The following is a 20,690-nucleotide window of genomic DNA, read 5'->3' as shown; positions in this document are numbered from 1 at the left end:
CTATAAAGGCCCTTTCGGGCCCTTATCTTAGTTGCTTAGATAGCCGTGTAGCCTCCGTCTAGAGTGAACTCGGACCCAGTGAAATAACTTGATGCATCGCTGCACAGGAAAATCATCAAATTAGAAATATCGTCGGGCTCGGCAAATCTGCCTGAGGGGATTAGGCCGAGCAGAAACGCCATCGCTTCGTCAGGGGTTTTTACCATGCCATGTTTAATCATTTCCGCAACACCATTTGCAGCCAAGGCTGTATTACCTGGGCCTGGGTGAATAGAGTTCACTCGAATATTATCTCCGCCTCTTGCAAACTCTACAGCTTGTGATTTGGTTAGCATTCTTACCGCGCCCTTTGTCGCGGAGTAGGCCGATTGTGAAAATCCAGATATCTGTCCAAAAATGGAAGATAGATTAACCACCGATGCCCCGGCTGGGGTATCTAGCGCGGCTTTTTTTAGCAGGGGGTGCGCCATCTGTACAGAGAGCCATACACTATCCACATTAACCCGCATAATGTTGTGAAATTCTTCTAGCGATGTTGCTAAGTAGGGTTTGGTCAACATGTAACCAGCATTGTTCATTAGGCAATCAAGTTTGCCGAATTTCTTCTCTGCTTGGCTAAGCACCTTGGCCCAATCCTGGTTGGAGCCAACATCCTGTTGAGCTGAAATTACTTCTACTCCGTACTGTCTGCAGGCCTCTGCAGTTGTCTCAAGGGCATCGATATTTATATCTGTCAGTACTAGGCTTGCGCCCTGGTTTGCAAACTTTTCGGCGGTAGATTTCCCAAAACCAGAGCCTGCTCCGGTAATCAGTGCAATCTTATTCTCGACAGTATGGGTAGCCACTTTATTATCTCCTAGATTGTATTTGTACGGTAACTATCTGATGTTTTGCCTCAAAAACACCCATTCTAAAGTTTGGTGCCGCTTGTCTTAGGGCTTAATAAAGTATGTGTAGGTCAATTTCCCGAGCGTTGGTGCGGCTATTATCCGTCATCAAATCCCAAACTAAGGGTTGGGGTGCCTAGGGGTGTTGAGAGGGAGGATAGTAGTCATAACGGTTATATACAAAAGACGGTTTAATGAAATGGCATTTGAAAAAAATAACGAATTGAAAAGCGACGAGCTAGCATTTAAAAAGCTGGTAGAAACGCCGGACTTTGCTTGGCCGACGGCTTTGATGATGATTGTTTGCCTTAGCCTATGCAGCGCCGTGGCCTATCTTGCGGTGACAGGCGCATTACCGCTTTGGGCTGGGGCTTTAATTAATGGCATTGTTGTTTACTTCTTGTTTAGTGTCGTGCACGACTCCTCCCACGGATCAATTTCGAAGAACAAGGCCCTGAATGATTGGTTTGGGCGTGTAGGTATGCTGTTTTTTGGTCCTATTGCGACGTTGGACTTGGCTCGCTGGATTCATATGCAACACCACCGTTTTACAAATGATCCAGTTCGTGATCCAGATCATTTCGGCCACAAAATGGATTGGCTAACTCCTTTGCGTTGGGCGAATTTTGACTATTTTTACACGGCCTATTTCCTAAAACATGCAGGGCCAATGCGGAAGAAACTGCTCCCTCGACTAATAGTACAGGTTGGCTTTGTGATTGTTGTTACCGTGTTAGCGATGGTTTTGGGTTACGGGGCGGAGGTCTGGATGTTGTGGCTGCTACCTACTCGTATAAGTTCGATCCTGTTTGTTACCATGTTCGTATACCTTCCTCATGCCCCATTTGCCAGGTTGTCAGAAGAAGGTGAGTACCAAGCATCTAATATTCGTGCCGGCTATGAATCAATACTTACGCCTCTGATGGCGTATCAGAATTATCACCTTGTTCACCACCTTTACCCGAGGGCGCCTTTTTATCGCATGGTGAAAATATGGAATGCGCGCAAAGAATATCATGTAAGCCAAAATCCGTTTTTTGTAAAAACATTTTCAGTAGGTAAGAAAGTCGCAGTCCCAGAATAAAATCGAGTATTTGAAGGTGGTAGAAATGAGAAAATTTCAGTGTAGATATTGCTCACATATCTATGAGGAAGCTATTGGTGATGCCGATACGGGGTTGCCGCCTGGGACACTATGGGACGATATTCCTGATAGCTGGATGTGTCCCGATTGTGGTGCCACGAAAGACGACTATGACGAAATACTATAGTTTTACCTGGCTTGGTTTGTGTGTCGAATATTCGTTCAGATTAAAAATATATAATATAAAAGTGGGATTATAAAAAATGTCTTATAGGAAAAATGCAATCGGCCTAATTATTCTGTCTTTGCTTGTTGATCCGGCTTTTGCGCAGAAGTCAGCAAACAGGCTGCTAGAAGAGGTGGTGGTTACGGCCCAAAAACGTGAGCAAGATTCGCAAGACGTGCCCATTACTATATCCGCTTTCAGCGGAGATAAGCTCGAAGCTTTTGGGATTAAGAATACCCAGGATCTTCAAAAAATAACCCCGGGACTCACTTTTACGCAACAATATGGTTATACCCTAATCTATCTTCGTGGTGTCGGCAGTGAAGGCTTCTTGCCGAACTCGGAGCCAAGTATAGCGACTTATGTCGACTATATTAATATAGCTGGTGCTCATGGTAAGCAAGACGGTTTAGGTCCAATCGAACGGATAGAGGTGTTGAAAGGTCCGCAGGGCACACTCTACGGTCGTGCCGCGACGGGTGGGGCATTTAGTATTATCACCAAGCCTGTGCCCGATGAGGGATTCGAAGGCTCTGTCATTTACAGTCAAGGGAATTACGATACTCGAAGCTCTGCGGTTTATTTGGCCGGCGCGCTAACTGATTACTCCGGCTTCAGCTTTTCCTACTACAAGGACCAACACGATCATTTTGGCGGGCGACAAGTTAATGGCATTGATCAACAGGATTTGAGAGAAACGTTCTCGGAAAGTTTTCGGCTTAAATTTACCCAACGTATTGGCGACAATATAAGTATTACAGGTATCGCGCAGAAGAATGATCAGCAGGATGCGGAAGGTTTGCGTAATGAAAAGATTGTTAGTGGTGGTCTAACTATAGGTGAGCCTACATCTACGCCTGACCGTGTAGCGGATAATGATATTCAGAGTTACGGCCGCAGCGATAGCGAGTTGTACGGGCTTATTGTTGACTGGGCTTTGGGGCCCGTAGATCTAAAATTTATTGCCTCTGATCAAGAGTCGATATTCTTTGACGGATCGCAGACGGATTATGACGGTACAGATGAGCTGCGCACATTTTTTACGACGTTTGACGAACCAACTTACCAGAAAACGTTTGAGTTACAGCTTAGTTCAAATTCGGAAACCTGGATGTCAGATAGGCTTAGCTGGGTAGCTGGCCTATATCATCTTGAAGGCGGAGGTGGCTTTGATCGTATCTTTTTCCATATTTCACCCGAAATTGCTACGGGCCTGGTTACTGGCTTAGCTCCGGGACCTATTGGCAGCCTATTGAATACCCTTATTCCACCTCTCAGTGGTACGCGGGTAATTTTGGAGTCCGGTGGGAATATAACCATAGATTCCGATTCGGTTTTTGCGCAAGCTGACTATGCTATTAGTGATACACTGAATTTAACTGTTGGCTTGCGTTATCAGGAGGAAACTCGTGGGCTTGATAGAAACTATTTGGAGCTGGTTAATACCGCGCTTGGTGTTCCTGATAGGTCTTATTTTGATAGTGATGATCACAGTCGAAATGTTCGAGTTTCGACTTTTACGGTACCGGATTTAAGCGACGAATCTATCGCGCCAAGGTTTGCATTGCAGTGGTTTGCTTCTGATAATGTGCAGGTATTCACGTCATTGTCGCGCGCATTTAAAAGCCAGACTTACAATATCCTTAACTTCTTTTCTGCGCCAGACGCCGTTGATAAGTCAACAACTACTTCGGCTGAGCTAGGCATAAAGTCAGATCTTTTTGATGGTACATTGCGTCTTAATGCAGCTATATATAAGACGATCACCGAAGACCCTATTTCCTCAATCGTTGCATTGCAATCTGGCGGTGTTGTGTCGTTTTTTAACGCAGACGAGTCTCAGGTCGAAGGCGCCGAAGTTGATTTTGTTTGGCAGCCGCTTCCAAGCCTGAACCCCGGTCTAGCGATAACTGGCGGCGCCTCTTATATAGAAGCAATATATACCGACTTTAAAGACGGTAGAGGCTACGACGAAGATACCGGCTTATTTTACGGGCCTGATTCGTTACTTGGCCTGCCTGAGCGAGATTTCACTGGCAATGATATTCCGCGCACTCCTAAGTTTAGCTCGAACTTATCTGTTAATCAGTACGTTGATGCTGGCTTTCTCGGTGGGTTTGAATTTGGAGTGGACTACGCATACAAAGACAGCTTTTTCCTGACAGCATCCAATACACGTAATGCAGTGCAGCCACAATACGAGCTGTGGAGTGCGCGCGCTTCATGGGTCTACGAACCAATGGGCGTGACGCTTACCGCGTTTGTAGACAATGCTAAGGATAAAGAATATTTCGTTCAGTTAATTGAAAACGACTTCGGCGTAAACGGTAACTTTGGTCCGCCAAGACTTTACGGACTTAAGCTTAAAGTTGAGTTATAAACCTTACAAAGAATTCGAATGAAGGACTTCCTATGAAGATGAAATCAATCAAACAGTCAGCCTTAGCTGCAAGTATTTTATTTGCTGCTTCTGCATCAAATGCGCAGATTCAGAATGTACTACTTGCCGTCTTTGAAAATCCCGCAAACAGTATACCGGCGAATGTTAATATCAGTCTTTTGTCGGGTTTTGTTCCAGTACTTCCTGTTGCCTATATTGAGCCACTGACGCTACCTGGCTATGTTACAAATGGCGGTATTTTGCTCTCACCTGGCCTTCCTGTTCTTCCTCTTCCTCTGGTTAACGAACCGTTAGCAGTGCTTGGAATTGGTGGGCTAGACCTGGTTGGTATCGGTTTGCCAACTGATATGATTGGCCCGTCATTCTTGGCTTCTCAAATTCTGGGAATATTGCCGATGGGATTGGATGCTCTGCCTGGTCTTTAATCTTGCTATGTAACATAGCTGAAACTCAAAGTGGCCTCTAGGCTTTGGGGCTAAGATCTAGTTGATATAGATACTAGGTCTTTAGCCCCTTTTTTCGGTAATCCTCTGCCCGCCGCTTGTTTAAGTGTTATCGGCATTTAAGCGCTACGTTGTTTTCACAATTTAGTATCAATATTGCAACGGGGCGAATGCCGTCATCGGCAAATTCTCGTACTTCCTTGCGGATGGCTAAGGTCTCATCTGGGATAAAAATGTCGTTATAAAGCGTGTCTGCATGCCATTTTATATTATGGAGTCCTGAAACGTACTTGAATTTGAGTTTTGGGAGTGTAGCGTTTGTTTGTCACATCTACGCCCAATTTTAGACTAGATCGTTTTAGTTCGATTTTTGTTTGTAGTGAATCGGGGTATTCCCCGTCCATTTTTTGAAAGCGCGAATAAAGGCGCTAGCTTCAGAGAAGCCGGTGAGGGTGGCGGTTTCTTCGACACTTTTACCCTGTGAACTCAGGTAGAAAATAGCGCTGTCACGACGCACCCGGTCTTTTATTTCCTGGTATTGAAAGCCTTCGTCGCGCAGATAGTTGCGCAATGTGTGCGGGTGTACATTAAAACCTTTGGCAAACTCGCTGAACGAATGGTTGCTTTGGAGTCGCGATTCCAGTTGTGTGCTCACTCTATAGTGCCAGCTTTTTTGGGCATAGACTTGGGTGATCATTGCTTGGTTAACGTGGTTGAGAAAAGTGTTAATTGCCTGTGCCGATTTCGCGATTGGTAAATCTAACATGCTTGCTGAGAAACGCAGCTGCGATACCGGCTGCTGAAAATAAATATCTTTGCAAAAATACATATCCCAATACACCGAGCGGTGCGTTGTTTCCGCAAAGCAAAAATCTACCGCGTGCAGTGGGATCTGGCGACCAATTAGCCAGTTGGCGGTGCGATGGATGTAGAACAAAAAGGATTCATACAAATAGGGATCGAACTGTGCCGGGTGATCTTGTTGATTGCTGTGATTTAGTGACAGGAATGCATTGCCGCTGTCGTCTCTGCTAAGCCTTGTCTCTAAGCCCCAGGTTATTAGGCGATAAAATCGCGTCAGTTTTTTTAAGGCCTCGCCGAGGTTATTTGAGTTGGCCGCTAGCTCCACCATCGTAGTCCAGCAACCTAATTTTTGGGGCAGGCTACCGTAGCCCATTAGCTCATCGTCCATTTCCTGCATGGTGTCGCGGAGCAGGTTTGCATAGTTCTCCGCGGGTACACGCGCGGTAGTCGATTGCAAAATTTGGGGTGAAATATGATTTTTGGCGAGTAGTTCCCGCTGCATATCGGGCCTGTGCTCTAGGTTCTTTAGGCAGGCCTGAATGAAGTAGATTGAGATAGTCGGAGATCGCACCGTATTAGGCTCAAGTTAGCGTGAAGCCGCATTATAACAATATGTCTATTTTTGTCTTCTTTTGCGTCATTGTATTGCTTGCCATAGAGGTGGAGTATTGCGCACAAGTCTATTTTGTTGCCGCGGTGTGCGGTCCCTACCCTCATTTGGAGAAAGTAATGGATATCAAAGGAAAAGTCGCGGTTGTCAGCGGTGGTGCGTCGGGCATGGGGTTAGAGATTGTTAAACGGCTAGTGAGTCTTGGTGCTAAGGCGGCGATATTCGATATGAACGCAGCGGCGGGCGAGGCAGTCGTTGCCGAGTTGGGCGAGGCGGTTATGTTTGCCGACGTGAACGTGACGAGCGAAGAGTCGGTTCAAGCCGGTGTGAACGCCACTATGGCCGCATTTGGCGCCATTCATATTTGTGTGAACTGCGCGGGTATTGCAACAGGTAGCAAGACTTTGGGTAAAGACGGCCCATTCCCCTTAGATTTGTGGCAAAAAACCTTGGCTGTAAATTTAACCGGCACCTTTAATGTGTTGCGTTTATGCGCCGAGCAAATGGCTAAGAATACACCAGACAATGAAGACGGCGTTCGCGGTGCGATTGTGAATACGGCCTCAGTTGCCGCCTTTGAAGGCCAGGTTGGTCAAGCTGCATACAGCGCGAGTAAAGGCGGAATTGTGGGCATGACTCTGCCCATCGCGCGTGACTTATCAACCGTGGGTATTCGGGTGAATACCATTGCCCCGGGTCTGATCAATACCCCCATGTTTGAGTCTTTGCCTGCGCCTGTTTATCAAGCCCTGAGCAGCACGCCACTATTTCCTAAGCGTCTTGGTCGCGCACATGAAATTGCGCATATGGTCACCAGTATCATCGAAAACGATTACATCAATGGCGAGTGCATTCGTATGGATGCCGGTCTGCGTATGCAGCCTAAATAAGTCTTTGCTTGTCGAATTGCTGGAATAGCAGGAGAGTAAATATGGGCCCCTTGACTGGCTTGCGTGTAATAGAAATTGAAGGCCTCGGCCCCGCGCCATTTTGCGGCATGATGCTGGCGGATATGGGGGCGGAAGTTATTTCTATTACCCGTAAAACCTCCTCAAAAGCGCGGCCTGCAGAGGTCAGTGAGCGCGGTAAGAAATCCATCGCGGTCAACTTAAAGTCGGCTGAGGGCGTGGAGATTGTGTTAAAGCTCTGTGCGACAGCAGATGCGCTTATCGAAGGGTTTCGCCCAGGTGTTGCGGAGCGTTTGGGTATCGGTCCAGAAGACTGCATGGCGCGGAACCCAAAGCTCGTTTACGGGCGCATGACCGGCTGGGGTCAAACCGGCCCTTTGTCGCAGGCTGCAGGCCACGACATCAATTATATTTCGCTGTCTGGCGCCTTGCACAGCATTGGTCGAGCGGGTGAAAAACCGGTGCCGCCGTTGAATTTAGTCGGTGATTTTGGCGGCGGCGGCATGTTCCTCGCCTTTGGCTTGATGTGCGCCATTTTTGAATCGTCGCGCTCCGGCCAAGGTCAGGTTGTGGACGTGTCGATGGTTGAAGGTTCCGCGGCCTTAATGCACATGATGTACGCCTGGATGGCGAGTGACCGCTGGCGTGATGAGCGCGGTGTAAATTTGCTCGATGGTGCGTCGTATTTTTACGACAGCTACGAAACCGCCGACGGCAAATACGTGTCGATTGGTTCTTTAGAGCCGCAATTTTTTCAGATACTACTGGAAAAAGCCGAACTGGATGCCAGTGAGTTTAGCTCACAAAGCGATGAATCAAGGTGGCCGGAATTAAAGGCAAAGCTCACTGCGGTTATGAAAAATAAAACCCGCGATGAGTGGTGCGCGATCATGGAAGGCAGCGATGTGTGCTTTGCGCCAATCCTTTCTATGAGCGAGGCGCCAGAGCACCCGCATAATAAATTCCGTCAAAGCTACCTTCACACTGACGGTATCTTACAGGCGGCGCCAACACCAAAATTCAGCCGTACCGCACCGTCGGTACCGGCTTCGCCGCCAGCGTCGGGAAGTAATACCAGCGCTGTATTAAGCGGTTTGGGATACAGCAGTGAACAAATAACGCAGCTTGCCGAGCAAGGTGTTTTACCGTAAATCGAAAATACTGGCTGATGTAAATACTAGGCCGCTAAAACAGAGGATTTTAAAATGAGTGAAGCATGGATTATAGACGCCTGCCGTACCCCGCGTGGCATAGGTAAATTAGGCAAGGGTGCATTGGCAGAAATTCACCCCCAGCAATTGGGCGCCTGTGTGCTTAAAGCGATTGTTGAACGTAATAATTTGAATACCGCAGACGTCGATGACGTGGTGTGGGGCACTAGCTGTCAGCGCGGTCGTCACGCTGGCGACATGGGCCGCATGTCGGCATTGGATGCCGGTTTTGATATCCGCTCCAGTGGCGTCACCCTGGACCGCTTTTGTGGTTCCGGTATTACCAGTGTGAACATCGCAGCGGCGTCGATCATGTCTGGCATGGAAGACGTGGTGATTGCTGGTGGTGCTGAGATGATGTCGAGCTACGGTCACGACAATGGCTTGCCGGAAATTATGGACAGTGGCAATTTGCGTTTGCGTGAAAGTCACCCACAAAGCCACCAGGGTGTTTGTGCGGATACGATTGCAACACTCGAAGGCATAGATCGTGAAGCCTTGGATAGGCTGGCGGTAGTGAGCCAGCAGCGCGCTGCCCACGCTATCGAGAATGGCTACTTCAAGAAAAGCGTTGTACCTGTCTATCATGAAGATGGCAGCTTGGCCTTAGATAAAGAAGAGTTTCCCCGTCCAGGCACCACGTTTGAGTCCTTATCGCAACTCAAGCCCTCTTTCCCCGCGCTGGCGGATAAAGAGCTGGACGAAAATGGCTTAACCTACCGCAAGTTAATGCAGAAAAAATATCCCGGGATTGAAATAAACCACGTTCACCACGCGGGCAATTCATCGGGTGTGGTCGATGGTGCGGCGGCAATTTTATTAGCCTCACCAGAGTACGCGACTAAGCAGGGGTGGAAGCCGCGCGCGAAAGTATTGGCTATGGCGAACATGGGCGATTGCCCAACCCTAATGCTAAACGCGCCGGTTGCCGCTGCTGAGAAGGTGCTTAAAAAAGCCGGTTTGACGGTTGATGATATCGACTTGTTTGAAGTTAACGAGGCGTTTGCCGTGGTACTTGAGCGCTTTATTCGCAAGTTAAATATTGACCGCGACAAGATCAATGTTAACGGCGGTTCAATGGCTTTAGGTCACCCGATTGGTGCCACTGGCTCTATTCTGATCGGCACAGTATTGGATGAATTAGAGCGTCGCAATTTAAAGCGCGGTCTAATTACCATGTGTACTGCCGGTGGCATGGCGCCAGCCATCATTATTGAGCGTATGTGATTTAGCGCTCAATACCTGGAAGCGCCGAGCGCTTCCAGGATTCTGGTTTTTATTATTTTGTCTTCGATTTTCAATTAGCAGGGCCAAGTGTAATGAATTTAAACCTTACTGAAGAGCAGCAGTTTATTCAGCAAACCGCAGCTGACTTTGCGGCCAAAGAGCTGGTGCCAAACGCCGCTAAATTGGATGAAGGCAAAGGCAAGGACGAATTCCTAGGTAATCTTAAAAAGCTTGCCGATCTCGGATTTATGGGGCTAAACGTCGGTGCCGACTATGGCGGCACTGAGGCGGGCACCATTGCATTCAGCCTTGCTATTACCGGTTTGGCGCGCGGTTGCGCCTCTACGGCCGTGACGGTTTCGGTAACCAATATGGTCGCCGAAGTTATTCAAGCGGTTGCCAGTCAGGATCAGAAAAGCACCTACTTGCCAAAAATTTGCTCCGGCGAATATCTGGCGGCCGGCTTTTGCTTAACAGAATCTGGTGCAGGCTCAGATCCTTCAGGTATGAAAACCACCGCAGTGCGCGATGGAGATAGCTGGGTTCTGAATGGCTCAAAAGCCTATATTACCAGTGCCGAGTACGCTGGTGTTTTTGTGGTATGGGCGGTAACGGACAAAGATGCCCCGCGCGGCAAGGGCATTTCGTGCTTCCTGGTTGAGCGTGAAACGACTGGTCTGAGTGTCGGTCCCGCTGAAGAGAAAATGGGTCAGAAAGGCTCTGCGACTAACCCTGTATATTTTGATGATTGCCGCATTCCCGCTTCGGCGCTTATGGGCACCTTAAATCGCGGCTATCAAGTGGCCTTGGGCGAGCTTGCTGGCGGGCGCATCGGCGTCGGTTCGCTGGCGCTGGGTCTGGGTGAGGCCGCCCTGGACTACGCGCGGGACTACGCTAGAGAGCGCCAGCAATTTGGTCAGGCTATTTCTAATTTCCAGGGTTTGCAGTGGATGTTGGCAGATGCCTATACTGAAATGGAAGCGGCGCGGCTGCTGTTAATGCAGGCTGCGTTTACCAAAGAGAGCGGTGGCGATTTTGGCAAGCAGGCATCGATGGCGAAATTGTTTGCCACTGAGGCCGCGAACCGCGCCTGTTACACCGGTTTGCAGATCCTGGGTGGCAATGGTTATAACCGCGAATACCCGTTGGAGCGTTTGGCGCGTGATGTGCGTATTACCAGTATTTACGAAGGTACCAGTGAAATTCAGCGTATGATCATTGCGCGCAACGTAATCTAGATTGCGTTTTGCAGCCAAAGCTAGTTCGATAGCTTTGGCTGCATTTTATATTAGTTTAAATAACTCCCTTCAGATATCCGCACCGACGTTCTCTTCGACACTTCAATCATTGAAACTGCTTTGTTGGTTTAGTTGCTGTTGCTAATTACGCGAATGAGCACGTCGCCGCTAATAGCAATATTTTGTAATTTCGCTGCGCGTTCGCGACCTTCACGGCTGGCGCGATACAGGTGCGGTGTCATTACCAGCAAATGTTCGAACTGCTCGGCGCTGAGTGGAGCTGTTGTGAATTGCACATTAATGCTTTGGCTGAGTTGCCAGCCATCGCTTAGGGCGGTGCTAATATCTGCTGGTGGATTGCGGCGCACGGTGTCGTAAATTTGACTGCGTAATTCTATTAAATGCTCAGGGCCGGGGTCGGCCATGACAATATGGCCATTCGGCTTTAATACGCGCTTAAACTCGTCGAATACCGGAAAGCCAAAGGTGCATAACACAATGTCCTGGCTGTGGTCTGGCAATGGTATTTGCCGGTTGCTCGCCACAAGGCCGTTGAGTTTGGGGTTGCGAATTTTGCAACTGCGCACTGCCCATTTCGAAATATCCAATCCCGTAGCGCACAGCGCTACGTCATTTTGAACCAAGCTCTCACTGACCGTATTTAGGTAGTAGCCCTCGCCGCAGCCTGCATCTAACACCGCGAGCTGTTTACGCCCTTGGCAGAGTGTCGCGACGACATTTGCCAGCGAGATGGCAAGTGGCTGGTAGACGCCGCTATTTAAAAAATCCCGGCGTGCGGCAATCATTTTTTTGCTGTCGCCAGGGTCGAGTGATTTTTTATTTTGTACCGGCAGCAGGTTGACATAACCTTGTTTGGCAATGTCGAAACAGTGATTATTCTGGCAGCGCCAGGTATTGCCGTCTTGCTGCAACTCGCTCTGGTCGATGGGGCAGAGCAAGTGGGCGAGGGGCAGTAATGGCATGAGTATTCCGTGTAATGTGCAAATTTTTAAAGACGATAGTATGCCGTAATTCGAGTGCGACGGCTTGCTTATGTATTAATCACTCGCCACTGCGCGACTTTGACACCAATGGCGCAGTGCATCGATATTCTCGCTCATGGTAATTGCCAGCGGCACGGTGCTGCTGATTTCGTGCAGGATATGTGCGGTAGTTAGATTTTCATTGCGGGCGTTGGCAGAGTAGCGCGCGGCGACGATCGCCTGTTCAATTTCTGCACCGGTAAAACCGTCGCTGGCGGCGCTGAGTTCGGCGCAGCGAAAATCCTGAAGTGCAAAATTGCGTTTTTTAAGATGGATAGCAAAGATGTCTTGGCGGACTTTTTCGCTTGGCAAATCCACAAAAAATATTTCGTCGAGTCTGCCTTTGCGGATGAGTTCAGGTGGCAGACGTTGAATGTCGTTGGCGGTGGCGACAACAAATACCGCCTGCTTGTGCTCTGCCATCCACGTTAATAATGTAGCGAGTATGCGGCGCGAGGTGCCGCCGTCGTGGGTGTCACTGCCGATGCCTTTCTCAATTTCGTCGATCCACAACACACAGGGTGACATGGTTTCTGCCAGCGCCAGGGCCTCGCGCACATTGCGTTCCGATTCACCGAAAAACTTATTGTAGAGCGCGCCCATATCCATGCGTAGCAGGGGTAAACCCCAGAGCCCCGCGACCGCTTTTGCCGCCAAACTTTTACCACCACCTTGCACGCCTACTAGCATAATGCCTTTGGGGGCGTCGTCGCCGTGCCGGGTAAATGCCTGTTCTCGTTTGCTCAGCCAGTCCTTTAATTTAGATAGGCCGCCGACATGGGCGAAGTCGGCGGTGTCGTATTCAAAGCTTAAAACACCGTCCATATCGAGCAATTCGAATTTGGCTTTGTTCACCGCCGCGATGTCGGAATGGGTGATGGCGCCGTCTTGAAAAATAGCGCCACGTGCCAATTTTCTTGCGTCTTCGAGTGGAAGACCGCGCAAATTGTTAATGAGCTTGTCTAGCGCGTCGCGGTCAGTTTTGACTTTGCGGCCTTTGCTGGCGGAGAACTCCTGCGCTTCTTTGTAAACTGCGGCGCGCAATTTGTGGTCTTCTGGCATCGATAAGTTAAAGCGCGCACTATGGCGTTTGAATTCGCTGGGAATGTCGATGGCATGGCTTACTAAGATTAGCGTTTGGCCGGTTTCCTCGGCGTCTAATGCGATGTCTTTTATGAGGCGGATGATACGTGGTTCATCATTTAAAAAAGGATGGATATCACAGAGCGTATAAATACCCGCGAGTTTGCCGCTGCGAATATGTTTGAGCGCCGCTTCGGGCTCGGCGGTAAGGGGCTGATTAGCGGCTTGATCGTAATCGCTGCGCCGTAGACCCTCGGTAATCGACCATGCAAACACCGGTAACCCCAGTTGAATGCCAAGTTTAGAGAGCAGTGTTAAGGCGCGCTTTTCTTCCCAGGTTTCAATGACGATGACGGGAATGCGAGATTCAATTATCAGGCGCAGGTCGTGGCTATCGTTCATGGTCGGCGAAATCCCTTCCTGGGTGGGCAAGTGTGTTTGGTTTGCCCACCAGCTTATTCAGGCTTTCTCATTGTCGCAAGCGTGTTTTCGCTAGGAGGTGGTTTGCGCCTCGCTGGTGGTGTTGCTCGGACTTGTCTCGCCAAGGCAGGCGGCTTTTAATTCGTCGAAAGACGCTTGCAAACACTCAGAGTAAAACTCGGGGTCCGGCAGCATTTTGCGGCAGGCAGTAAATGAAATAGAGATAGTGCCAACCTTGTTTAGCACCGAGCTATAGATAATTTGGAACAGGCCGACGTTGGGGAGTAGCGGGCCGAAATTCATACCATCGACCATTTTGGCGCCGCAGAAATACAGCTGTTGGGTGGGCCCAGGAACGTTGGTGACCACGGTGTTGAAGATAACCGCCGCCTCGGTGAGGCCGGTTGCCGATGCCGCCCGCAGCGCGAGTGACAGCATGCCGCCGGGAAGCACATTGGTTACGTCGACTGCCATGCGAGGCCCTAGCGCGTCTGCATAGGCTTTGCTGCTCATCGACGCGTCGTGAATCGCTGTTAGTCTGAGCTTGGGGTCGTCGATATTGGAGTGCAGTGATACTGTCATAAAGCCGACCATATTCCCGCCGCTGCTGTGTTCTTTGTCACTGCGAACATCGATGGGGCAACCGCTGACCAAGGTCTTATCCGGCAGCGCATTTTTGGCTGCGAGGTATTTGCGCAAACCGCCAGACACGATGCAGAGCATGGCGTCATTGATGGTGGCACCGGCGACGGTGTTCTTGATGGCGCGAATATCTTCAAAGGCGAAGGGCACGGCGTCGCACACGCGATGGGGTGAAATTTTGCCTTGGAAAATGGTTTTTTGTTTGTCTTCTAGTGTGGCGAAGTCCTGCTCTTTCTTACCACGTCGAATTCGGCGCCAGGTAGGAAAGGCGCTGCCAATTAGGTTAACCGCTTGCATTGGCTTCTTAAGGTTATTGAATAGGGCTTTGCTCAACATTTGGCCGTCGGTGTATTTTTGTATCACTTTGGTCGACGCGTAGCCAGGGTCAGCAATATCGGGGCTGAGGTCATGTAGCAGCGGAATAAAACGCGCACCGGTGGCGCCGTCCATCGCGGCGTGGTGAACTTTACTTATGACCGCGAAGCAGCCTTTGGGGAGGTTGCGGACGCTGTCTAGCCCTTCGATGACGTACATTTCCCAGAGGGGTTTGCTCATATCTAAAGGGCGCGCATGAATGCGTGAAGCGAGAATGCAGAGCTGTCGCCAGTCACCGGGCTTGGGTAGAGCCATGTGGTGAACATGAGCCTCAATGTCGGGGTGTTCTATGTCTTCCCAGTAGGGTTGATCTAGTCCCATTGGCACTTTACGAAGTCGCCGATTAAATATCGGCGATAGGTGTGAGCGGCTTTCCAACAATTGCAGAATTTGTTTGAAGCGGACTATGCCGTCAGGCGCGGTGGACTGATCATAAATACTCATGATTCCGATATGCTGCGGCATTCCCGCGGTCTCGGTATGAATGAACATGGCGTCTTGGCCGGATAGCTGCTGCATGTTTTTTCCTTATTGTGTTTTACTGCATCAGACTATAAGAGTCTGGGTAGGCTGGCAATCACAGATAAGGTGAAGAGTTGTCTAATCGCTTGTTAAAGCCCGTTCACGTTGTTGTAAAGACCAAAGATGGGCGTATTGACCATTGAGTTCGAGTAGTTTGGTGTGAGTGCCTTGCTCGATAATCTCGCCTTGCTCCAATACCAGGATATGATCGGCATCAACTACCGTCGACAAGCGATGTGCGATCACCAACATGGTGTGTTCGCGGGCGATGTCGCGGATCGCCTCCAGAATCAAGCGCTCTGAGGCGCTGTCGAGGGAGGACGTGGCTTCGTCAAAAATCATAATCGGCGATTGCTTTAGGAGCGCACGGGCGATGGCAACGCGCTGCTTTTCGCCCCCGGATAACTTTAAGCCCCGCTCACCGACCAGCGTGTCTACCCCTTTGGGAATGCGTGCAATAAAGTCTTCGAGGTGAGCCATACGGATGGCCTTATAGACATCTTCGTCGCTGGCGTCGATTCGACCATAGCGAATGTTTTCGAGAATGGACTGATTAAATAATACGGTGTCTTGGGGCACGATACCGAGTGCGCGTCGCAGCGATGACTGATTGACGTTTTTAATATCTTGTCCGTCGATAAGAATTCGACCTGAACTGGCATCGTAAAAACGAAACAGTAATTTCAACAAGGTCGACTTGCCGGCCCCGCTGCTGCCGACGATGGCGACCTTCTGATTAGCGCCGACCTTAAAGCTGATATTGTTGAGAATAGGGCGCTCGCTTTGATAGTGAAAACTGATGTTTTCAAGCTCGATGCGGCCTTCGCTTAAGTGCAAGTCTGGCGCATTTTCGATGTCAGTGATGGTGGCTTTTTGGCGCAGCAGGGCGAACATTGCCTCTATATTTGCCATTGAGCCTTTCATTTCACGGTACACAAAGCCGAGGAAGTTAAGCGGTACAAAAATCTGCATCATAAAGGCATTGATGAGAACAAAGTCGCCGAGGGTCATTTCTTTGGCGACGACTTCGCTGGCGGCCAATACCATCGCTGCGGTCATGGCGGCGGCAATAATTAAGGCCTGACCGGCATTGAGCGCAAAGAGGCTGAGGCGATTCTGCCGGCGAGCGGTTTCCCAGCCTTCGAGTTCATTGTCGTAGTGATTGGCTTCGTGTTGTTCATTGCCAAAGTATTTTACGGTTTCAAAGTTTAACAGGCTGTCTACCGCGCGGGTGCTGCTGCGAGATTCCGCCTCGTTGGCGCGGCGGATAAAGCCGGTGCGCCACTCTGTAGCGAAGATCGAAAATCCTACATAGCAGATCACTGCAAGCAATACGATGGCCGCAAACCACATGCTGTATTGCCAGCCCAATAAGCCGATGACCAAGCCAATTTCGATAAACGTCGGGACGATATTAAACACCATGAACCGCAGTAGAAAGTTGATACCGTTGGTGCCCCGTTCTATGTCTCTAGACAATCCTCCGGTGCGGCGGTTGAGGTGAAATTCGAGATCCAGGGCATGCAGATGTTTGAATACGGTGAGGCCAACTTGGCGCATGGCGCGCTCGGTAACGCGGCCAAAGATGGTGTCGCGCAGCTCGCCAAACAGTACATTGGCAAATCGTAATACACCGTAAGCAAGGAGTAGCGCGAGAGGCAATATTAGAATGGCGGGTTGGCCGTCTTTGTCGAGTTGATCGACAATATGTTTGAGTATAAACGGCAGTCCAACGCTGGCGACTTTGGCGGCAATCAAACATAGCAGCGCAATGCCGATTCGAGATCGGAATGCCATTAAGTAAGGTATTAGTTCGCGCAGAGTAGCCCAACTAACATCTTGGTTCTGGGGATAGTTGGTGCCGTGGCGCATGTCGGGGATCGCTTGTTATTTAGTGAATTATGTCATTTGGAAAACGATGCGGTTCCAGCTCATAGCTTTCAATTTTATTGCCGAGGGTGATTACGCAGCCTTTGTAGCGCTCGTGACCGGTCGCGGTGAATTCAAAGATATAGCGTCGCCACAGGCTAAACTCGCCTTTGGAATTGCGTTTAAACCAGATGGCGCGAAGGGCGACGTGGTCGTCGAGCAAAGCAAGTTGCTGAAGTTCCAGGTGTTTGCGAGTCGCGCGCAAGGCGATTTCTCGTGTGCCCTGTGCCCGCCAAAAATAAGCGAGAAGGGCAAAAAAGCCAAACAGCGCAGTAACGTCGAAAAGGTCAAGCATGGATGAGGTTCCGCTGACATCGAGCTGGGCTGCTGCTTAGAAAATCCATGCAATTAAAAGCCACAGCACCAGAAAAAAACTAAAAAAGCCGCTCAGTATGAATTGTAGCTCGCCGAGTAAACCGTCGCCGGCGGCAACTGCAAAAATAACCAAGGTCACGACCGTGACGAAAAAGGCTGCTACCGCGGCGTCTTTCAGCCCGAGACCGGGACTGAAATATTGGTCGATAAAGGTCGACGCCAGCGGGATGAACATGGCGACGGCCAAGCCGAGTAAGACAATCAATACCAGGGATATGATCGCTATTTTCAAGGCGCGCTTGCTGTCATTATCGCTTGCGTTGTTCATTTCGTTAATCGGCTCAGCTCGCGTTGGATTGACGTGATTTGACGAGATCGCGGAATACTTCTGGCTTGGGCATGCCGTGCGCCTGTATTTCGGGATTGTCACCGGCGGTGTAAACCGACAGGGTGCCCACACCAAACAAGCGATTGAAAAAAGACTGTTTGATTTTTACCGTGCGAATACCCGACACGTTCAGTTCGGTGCGTTCTTTGCTGAGTAGGCCCTGCTCAAGAACTATTTCATTATCGTTGATCTCTAAGCGCGTAGATTTGCAGCGCAAATACCAGACCATCAATATTATGATGCCAATGGCCGCCGGAATTAGAATGACGGCGAGGATAAACCCCAGCGGATTGTTGCGAAACATGGCGGGGTGTTCAGCGTATTGGCTTGTCACCGTATCACTCTCTCTTGATTTGAAGTTATCGTCGTATTCTACACGGATTATGGTGCGGTGCACTCGACTAGACCGCAGGGGGGATGACCACAGCACCGTAACGTGTATCAAACTCCACTGGCATGCGCCGCGGTTTGCCGTTACTCATGCGAATACACACTAGTTGCCAGTGGCCGCGCAGCAATGTTTTACCGTCTACTTTGCGAAGTAGTTGGAATTGCCTTTCCATCGTGAGCTTGTGGTCGTTGGCACTTAGCCACGTTCCCATGACGCACTCGTCGCCGGCATAGGCCGAGAGGATATAGTCGTAGTCAGCGCGCCGAATTATCATTGCTGCGTCCAGGGATTTGTATTCTTCTAGGCCTAATCCGAGGTCTAGCGAGTGCTGCCAACCTGCGTCTTGGCACCAGCCGACATACACCGCGTTATTCACATGCCCGATAAAATCGATGTGTTGGTCCTGAACACGAAATTCTTGTGTGAACGGGTTCTCATAGTCCCAATTGAAGGGCGTGCTCTGCATAGCTAGTTTCCATCAAATTCGACATTATTCACTAATTAGATATAAACCGCGATCTAGCGAAGCGTGATGATGCGTATATGTGTTTGGTTCGGTGACTTAATAAAAATGTGATGCAGTTCTCGGTATGGTGTGTCGCTTAGCGATGCTCCTCGGTTTTCCCTTACTTCAACTACTTCTCATATTTGTTCTACTGTCCTCAGCACGCACAGCAGCAAATGTAAGATGGTGGAGTAGTTTTAGCCTTGTTACAAAGCGCGTCATTTTGGGTAGATGTATCAGCGATTGTTACGCTAATTAACGGAGTACTTAGTATGAATAAAGTGTTTTTTAACAAGGGGCTTCTGGCCTTAACCCTCAGCGCCGGTTTGGTGTTGACGGGTTGTGGCGGCGGCAGTAGTAGCAACCGAGGCGGCTCTAGCGGTGGCGGTGGCGGCGCGGAACAGCCGATCACTAACGGGTTTTCTGAGGTTGAAGGCCCGCTGGATGCGGTACAGCAGCCTCTGTCTGAACAGGTTTTGGCACCGATTGTTGCGGGTGCTGCGGGTACACCATTGGAAGGTCCGGTGAGCTGCGTGACGTCGTTTATTGTTACCGACGTCCTGGATATCTTAGATTCAATTCTAGTGAATGTTGATCCGGCTACGCTGCAAAGTGATCCGGCCGCCTTGTTTACTGATTCAGCGGCAAGCTTCCAGGCAACAGTGACTGAGCTGGCAGCTGACTTACCGGTGGCCTTGGCGTCTTTGGCTGGGGAGAGTTGCACGGGTGGCGGCAGTGGCGGTGGTGATTCATCTGATCCACTGGCTGCCTTAGCGGGTACGCCTTTAGCACCCTTGGCAGATGCATTGGCACCTGTGCTGGAAATGGCCAATGGTGGCGGCAGCGGCGAAGCGCCATCACCGTCGGTATTGTTGACGATGTTGAGCGACGCGTTTAGCGAAGGTATTCAAACCATTCGTGATCAAGATCCGTCAGGCCAAATTGGCGGTGCACCTGTATTAGGTGGCTTGTTGACAACACTGGATACCGCCTTAAGCGACCTGGCTGCAGCTGGACTTGCATTTGACGATATGGATACCGATGCGGCGTCTGCAGCATTGAGCGTCACGCTTGAAAACTTGCTGAACGGCTTGTTAATCGATGTGGTGCCTATCGGCTTTATCGAAGAGCAGGCTGATCAAGGCCCAGTTCTGAGTAGCCAAATTAAAGAAGCAACGGCAGCGCTAGCCGGTCTATTGGGTGGTAATTTTGGCGAGCTACCTGGCGGCGGTTTTGAAAATCCAGCCGATGCGCTATTTGGTCCGCTTAGCGATACGTTCTTGGCAGGGCTTCAAAGTGCGCTAACTGACGGTTTAGCTGGTGGTGGCGGCGGCTCTAATGTGGGTGGGTTTGATGCCCTGTTAGAAGCACTCGCTCCGCTGCAAGCATTATTGTCTGCCGGCGGTGGCAGTGGCACAGGTGATGGCTTAACAGGTACGCCTTTAGACTTGTTGCTAACGCCTTTAGTGACTGCATTAGATGGCGGTGCGGGGTCTTGCCCGCTGGCGGCGACCCCTCTTAGCGCCCTGTGTGATGTCGCATCAACCTTAACTGATGCAATCGGTGGCGGCGGTGGTGAGAATTTACTTACCGTGCTGCAGGGTGCACTTACGACTTTGTTTGCTAGTGCAGCGCCTTAAGTCATTAACTTGCTATTGCTAGATTGAAAGCGGCCTTTTGGCCGCTTTTTTGCGTTTATAGGTTTTATATCGCGGCAATTTTTACTGGTGTTGAGCGGTATGTCCTTGTCTGTGCTACAAATTCTTCCTGTTTGCCGCTTTCCTGTACTTTTTGCTTTGCTTACTCCTTGAGGGTCGTGCAAACAAAGTAGCTGCCACGCTTTAGGGTAAATCCATAATTAAGTGTCGCCACTATTGACCTGTCAGATGACATTCAATCTTCTTTTAAACGCGTGTAACTGGTCGAATCTGGCAGCCTAAATTGCTGCACAATTTGCATACTTTGCGCAGTAATAACATAATCGAGCCGCCCGAGATGGTTTTGCGTCTCGTGGGGTGGAAAAAGTTCCATCATTTTT

Annotated in this window: 19 protein-coding genes; 9 read left to right on the top strand and 10 right to left on the bottom strand. The window is 49.8% G+C overall.

What is annotated here, in order from left to right; translation table 11 throughout:
- Positions 1-35: 35 nt before the first annotated feature.
- Positions 36-845 carry an SDR family oxidoreductase gene (locus AAC007_RS09170; RefSeq protein WP_339676145.1) on the bottom strand — a complete coding sequence of 270 codons (810 nt, stop codon included), beginning with the start codon at positions 843-845 and terminating at the stop codon, positions 36-38.
- Between the two features lie 241 nt (positions 846-1,086).
- Between AAC007_RS09170 and AAC007_RS09165 the strand changes: the two genes are divergently transcribed.
- From AAC007_RS09165 to AAC007_RS09150, 4 genes are all read left to right on the top strand, one after another.
- Entirely contained in the window at positions 1,087-1,971 is an 885-nt protein-coding gene (locus tag AAC007_RS09165; RefSeq protein WP_339676144.1) for a fatty acid desaturase, read from the top strand.
- A gap of 25 nt (positions 1,972-1,996) precedes the next feature.
- Entirely contained in the window at positions 1,997-2,158 is a 162-nt protein-coding gene (locus AAC007_RS09160) for a rubredoxin (protein WP_339676143.1), read from the top strand.
- Positions 2,159-2,234: 76 nt separating this feature from the next.
- The gene (locus tag AAC007_RS09155) at positions 2,235-4,577 is read left to right on the top strand and encodes a TonB-dependent receptor (RefSeq protein WP_339676142.1); all 2,343 of its coding nucleotides are present in this window, start codon (positions 2,235-2,237) and stop codon (positions 4,575-4,577) included.
- 32 nt (positions 4,578-4,609) lie between these two features.
- Positions 4,610-5,023: a hypothetical protein gene (locus AAC007_RS09150; RefSeq protein ID WP_339676140.1), complete on the top strand. Its 414-nt coding sequence runs from the start codon at positions 4,610-4,612 to the stop codon at positions 5,021-5,023.
- A 376-nt stretch (positions 5,024-5,399) separates the two neighbouring features.
- Here AAC007_RS09150 and AAC007_RS09145 read toward each other — a convergent pair whose 3' ends face one another.
- A complete protein-coding gene (locus AAC007_RS09145; RefSeq protein WP_339676139.1) occupies positions 5,400-6,347 on the bottom strand; it encodes an AraC family transcriptional regulator in 948 nt (315 codons plus the stop codon).
- 227 nt (positions 6,348-6,574) lie between these two features.
- Here AAC007_RS09145 and AAC007_RS09140 point away from each other — a divergent pair, with 227 nt between their 5' ends.
- The 4 genes from AAC007_RS09140 (at position 6,575) to AAC007_RS09125 (ending at position 11,039) form a co-directional block, all read left to right on the top strand.
- Entirely contained in the window at positions 6,575-7,345 is a 771-nt protein-coding gene (locus AAC007_RS09140; protein ID WP_296436128.1) for an SDR family NAD(P)-dependent oxidoreductase, read from the top strand.
- A gap of 41 nt (positions 7,346-7,386) precedes the next feature.
- Positions 7,387-8,514 carry a CaiB/BaiF CoA-transferase family protein gene (locus AAC007_RS09135; RefSeq protein ID WP_339676138.1) on the top strand — a complete coding sequence of 376 codons (1,128 nt, stop codon included), beginning with the start codon at positions 7,387-7,389 and terminating at the stop codon, positions 8,512-8,514.
- A gap of 54 nt (positions 8,515-8,568) precedes the next feature.
- A complete protein-coding gene (locus tag AAC007_RS09130) occupies positions 8,569-9,801 on the top strand; it encodes an acetyl-CoA C-acetyltransferase (RefSeq protein ID WP_296436126.1) in 1,233 nt (410 codons plus the stop codon).
- A 92-nt stretch (positions 9,802-9,893) separates the two neighbouring features.
- Entirely contained in the window at positions 9,894-11,039 is a 1,146-nt protein-coding gene (locus AAC007_RS09125) for an acyl-CoA dehydrogenase family protein (protein ID WP_339676136.1), read from the top strand.
- A 128-nt stretch (positions 11,040-11,167) separates the two neighbouring features.
- On the opposite strand, the gene AAC007_RS09120 is transcribed toward AAC007_RS09125, so the two are convergent.
- The 8 genes from AAC007_RS09120 to AAC007_RS09085 form a co-directional block, all read right to left on the bottom strand.
- A complete protein-coding gene (locus AAC007_RS09120; protein ID WP_339676134.1) occupies positions 11,168-12,022 on the bottom strand; it encodes a putative RNA methyltransferase in 855 nt (284 codons plus the stop codon).
- Between the two features lie 75 nt (positions 12,023-12,097).
- Entirely contained in the window at positions 12,098-13,567 is a 1,470-nt protein-coding gene (locus AAC007_RS09115; protein WP_339676133.1) for an AAA family ATPase, read from the bottom strand.
- Positions 13,568-13,657: 90 nt separating this feature from the next.
- A complete protein-coding gene (locus tag AAC007_RS09110; RefSeq protein WP_339676132.1) occupies positions 13,658-15,121 on the bottom strand; it encodes a wax ester/triacylglycerol synthase family O-acyltransferase in 1,464 nt (487 codons plus the stop codon).
- 81 nt (positions 15,122-15,202) lie between these two features.
- Positions 15,203-16,996, bottom strand: coding sequence for an ABC transporter ATP-binding protein/permease (locus tag AAC007_RS09105; RefSeq protein ID WP_339676130.1), 1,794 nt, complete (start codon positions 16,994-16,996; stop codon positions 15,203-15,205).
- Positions 16,997-17,015: 19 nt separating this feature from the next.
- Positions 17,016-17,348, bottom strand: coding sequence for a DUF3301 domain-containing protein (locus AAC007_RS09100; RefSeq protein ID WP_295874170.1), 333 nt, complete (start codon positions 17,346-17,348; stop codon positions 17,016-17,018).
- Positions 17,349-17,384: 36 nt separating this feature from the next.
- Positions 17,385-17,696, bottom strand: a complete 312-nt coding sequence (locus AAC007_RS09095; RefSeq protein ID WP_339676128.1) for a hypothetical protein — start codon at positions 17,694-17,696, stop codon at positions 17,385-17,387.
- A gap of 13 nt (positions 17,697-17,709) precedes the next feature.
- On the bottom strand, positions 17,710-18,090 hold the full coding sequence (locus tag AAC007_RS09090) for a PH domain-containing protein (RefSeq protein ID WP_295874164.1): 381 nt from the start codon (positions 18,088-18,090) through the stop codon (positions 17,710-17,712).
- Between the two features lie 67 nt (positions 18,091-18,157).
- Positions 18,158-18,613, bottom strand: coding sequence for a thioesterase family protein (locus tag AAC007_RS09085; RefSeq protein ID WP_295874163.1), 456 nt, complete (start codon positions 18,611-18,613; stop codon positions 18,158-18,160).
- Positions 18,614-18,924: 311 nt separating this feature from the next.
- Here AAC007_RS09085 and AAC007_RS09080 point away from each other — a divergent pair, with 311 nt between their 5' ends.
- Positions 18,925-20,292 carry a hypothetical protein gene (locus AAC007_RS09080; RefSeq protein WP_339676124.1) on the top strand — a complete coding sequence of 456 codons (1,368 nt, stop codon included), beginning with the start codon at positions 18,925-18,927 and terminating at the stop codon, positions 20,290-20,292.
- The last annotated feature ends 398 nt before the right edge of the window (positions 20,293-20,690 follow it).

This window comes from uncultured Zhongshania sp., assembly GCF_963975605.1.
In the GTDB taxonomy this organism is placed as follows: Bacteria; Pseudomonadota; Gammaproteobacteria; order Pseudomonadales; family Spongiibacteraceae; genus Spongiibacter; species Spongiibacter aquimaris.
Note: the sequence above shows the minus strand (reverse complement) of the source record. Positions and strands in the feature narration are given on the sequence as shown.

What these genes read in the sequence shown, in the direction of transcription:
- AAC007_RS09165 (WP_339676144.1), top strand. Translation starts at nt 1,087, where the DNA reads ATGGCATTTGAAAAAAATAACGAATTGAAAAGCGACGAGCTAGCATTT.
- AAC007_RS09130 (WP_296436126.1), top strand. Translation starts at nt 8,569, where the DNA reads ATGAGTGAAGCATGGATTATAGACGCCTGCCGTACCCCGCGTGGCATA.
- AAC007_RS09095 (WP_339676128.1), bottom strand. Translation starts at nt 17,696, where the DNA reads ATGAACAACGCAAGCGATAATGACAGCAAGCGCGCCTTGAAAATAGCG.
- AAC007_RS09115 (WP_339676133.1), bottom strand. Translation starts at nt 13,567, where the DNA reads ATGAACGATAGCCACGACCTGCGCCTGATAATTGAATCTCGCATTCCC.
- AAC007_RS09100 (WP_295874170.1), bottom strand. Translation starts at nt 17,348, where the DNA reads ATGCTTGACCTTTTCGACGTTACTGCGCTGTTTGGCTTTTTTGCCCTT.
- AAC007_RS09145 (WP_339676139.1), bottom strand. Translation starts at nt 6,347, where the DNA reads ATGCAGCGGGAACTACTCGCCAAAAATCATATTTCACCCCAAATTTTG.
- AAC007_RS09155 (WP_339676142.1), top strand. Translation starts at nt 2,235, where the DNA reads ATGTCTTATAGGAAAAATGCAATCGGCCTAATTATTCTGTCTTTGCTT.
- AAC007_RS09105 (WP_339676130.1), bottom strand. Translation starts at nt 16,996, where the DNA reads ATGCGCCACGGCACCAACTATCCCCAGAACCAAGATGTTAGTTGGGCT.
- AAC007_RS09120 (WP_339676134.1), bottom strand. Translation starts at nt 12,022, where the DNA reads ATGCCATTACTGCCCCTCGCCCACTTGCTCTGCCCCATCGACCAGAGC.
- AAC007_RS09085 (WP_295874163.1), bottom strand. Translation starts at nt 18,613, where the DNA reads ATGCAGAGCACGCCCTTCAATTGGGACTATGAGAACCCGTTCACACAA.
- AAC007_RS09110 (WP_339676132.1), bottom strand. Translation starts at nt 15,121, where the DNA reads ATGCAGCAGCTATCCGGCCAAGACGCCATGTTCATTCATACCGAGACC.
- AAC007_RS09135 (WP_339676138.1), top strand. Translation starts at nt 7,387, where the DNA reads ATGGGCCCCTTGACTGGCTTGCGTGTAATAGAAATTGAAGGCCTCGGC.
- AAC007_RS09150 (WP_339676140.1), top strand. Translation starts at nt 4,610, where the DNA reads ATGAAGATGAAATCAATCAAACAGTCAGCCTTAGCTGCAAGTATTTTA.
- AAC007_RS09160 (WP_339676143.1), top strand. Translation starts at nt 1,997, where the DNA reads ATGAGAAAATTTCAGTGTAGATATTGCTCACATATCTATGAGGAAGCT.
- AAC007_RS09140 (WP_296436128.1), top strand. Translation starts at nt 6,575, where the DNA reads ATGGATATCAAAGGAAAAGTCGCGGTTGTCAGCGGTGGTGCGTCGGGC.
- AAC007_RS09125 (WP_339676136.1), top strand. Translation starts at nt 9,894, where the DNA reads ATGAATTTAAACCTTACTGAAGAGCAGCAGTTTATTCAGCAAACCGCA.
- AAC007_RS09080 (WP_339676124.1), top strand. Translation starts at nt 18,925, where the DNA reads ATGAATAAAGTGTTTTTTAACAAGGGGCTTCTGGCCTTAACCCTCAGC.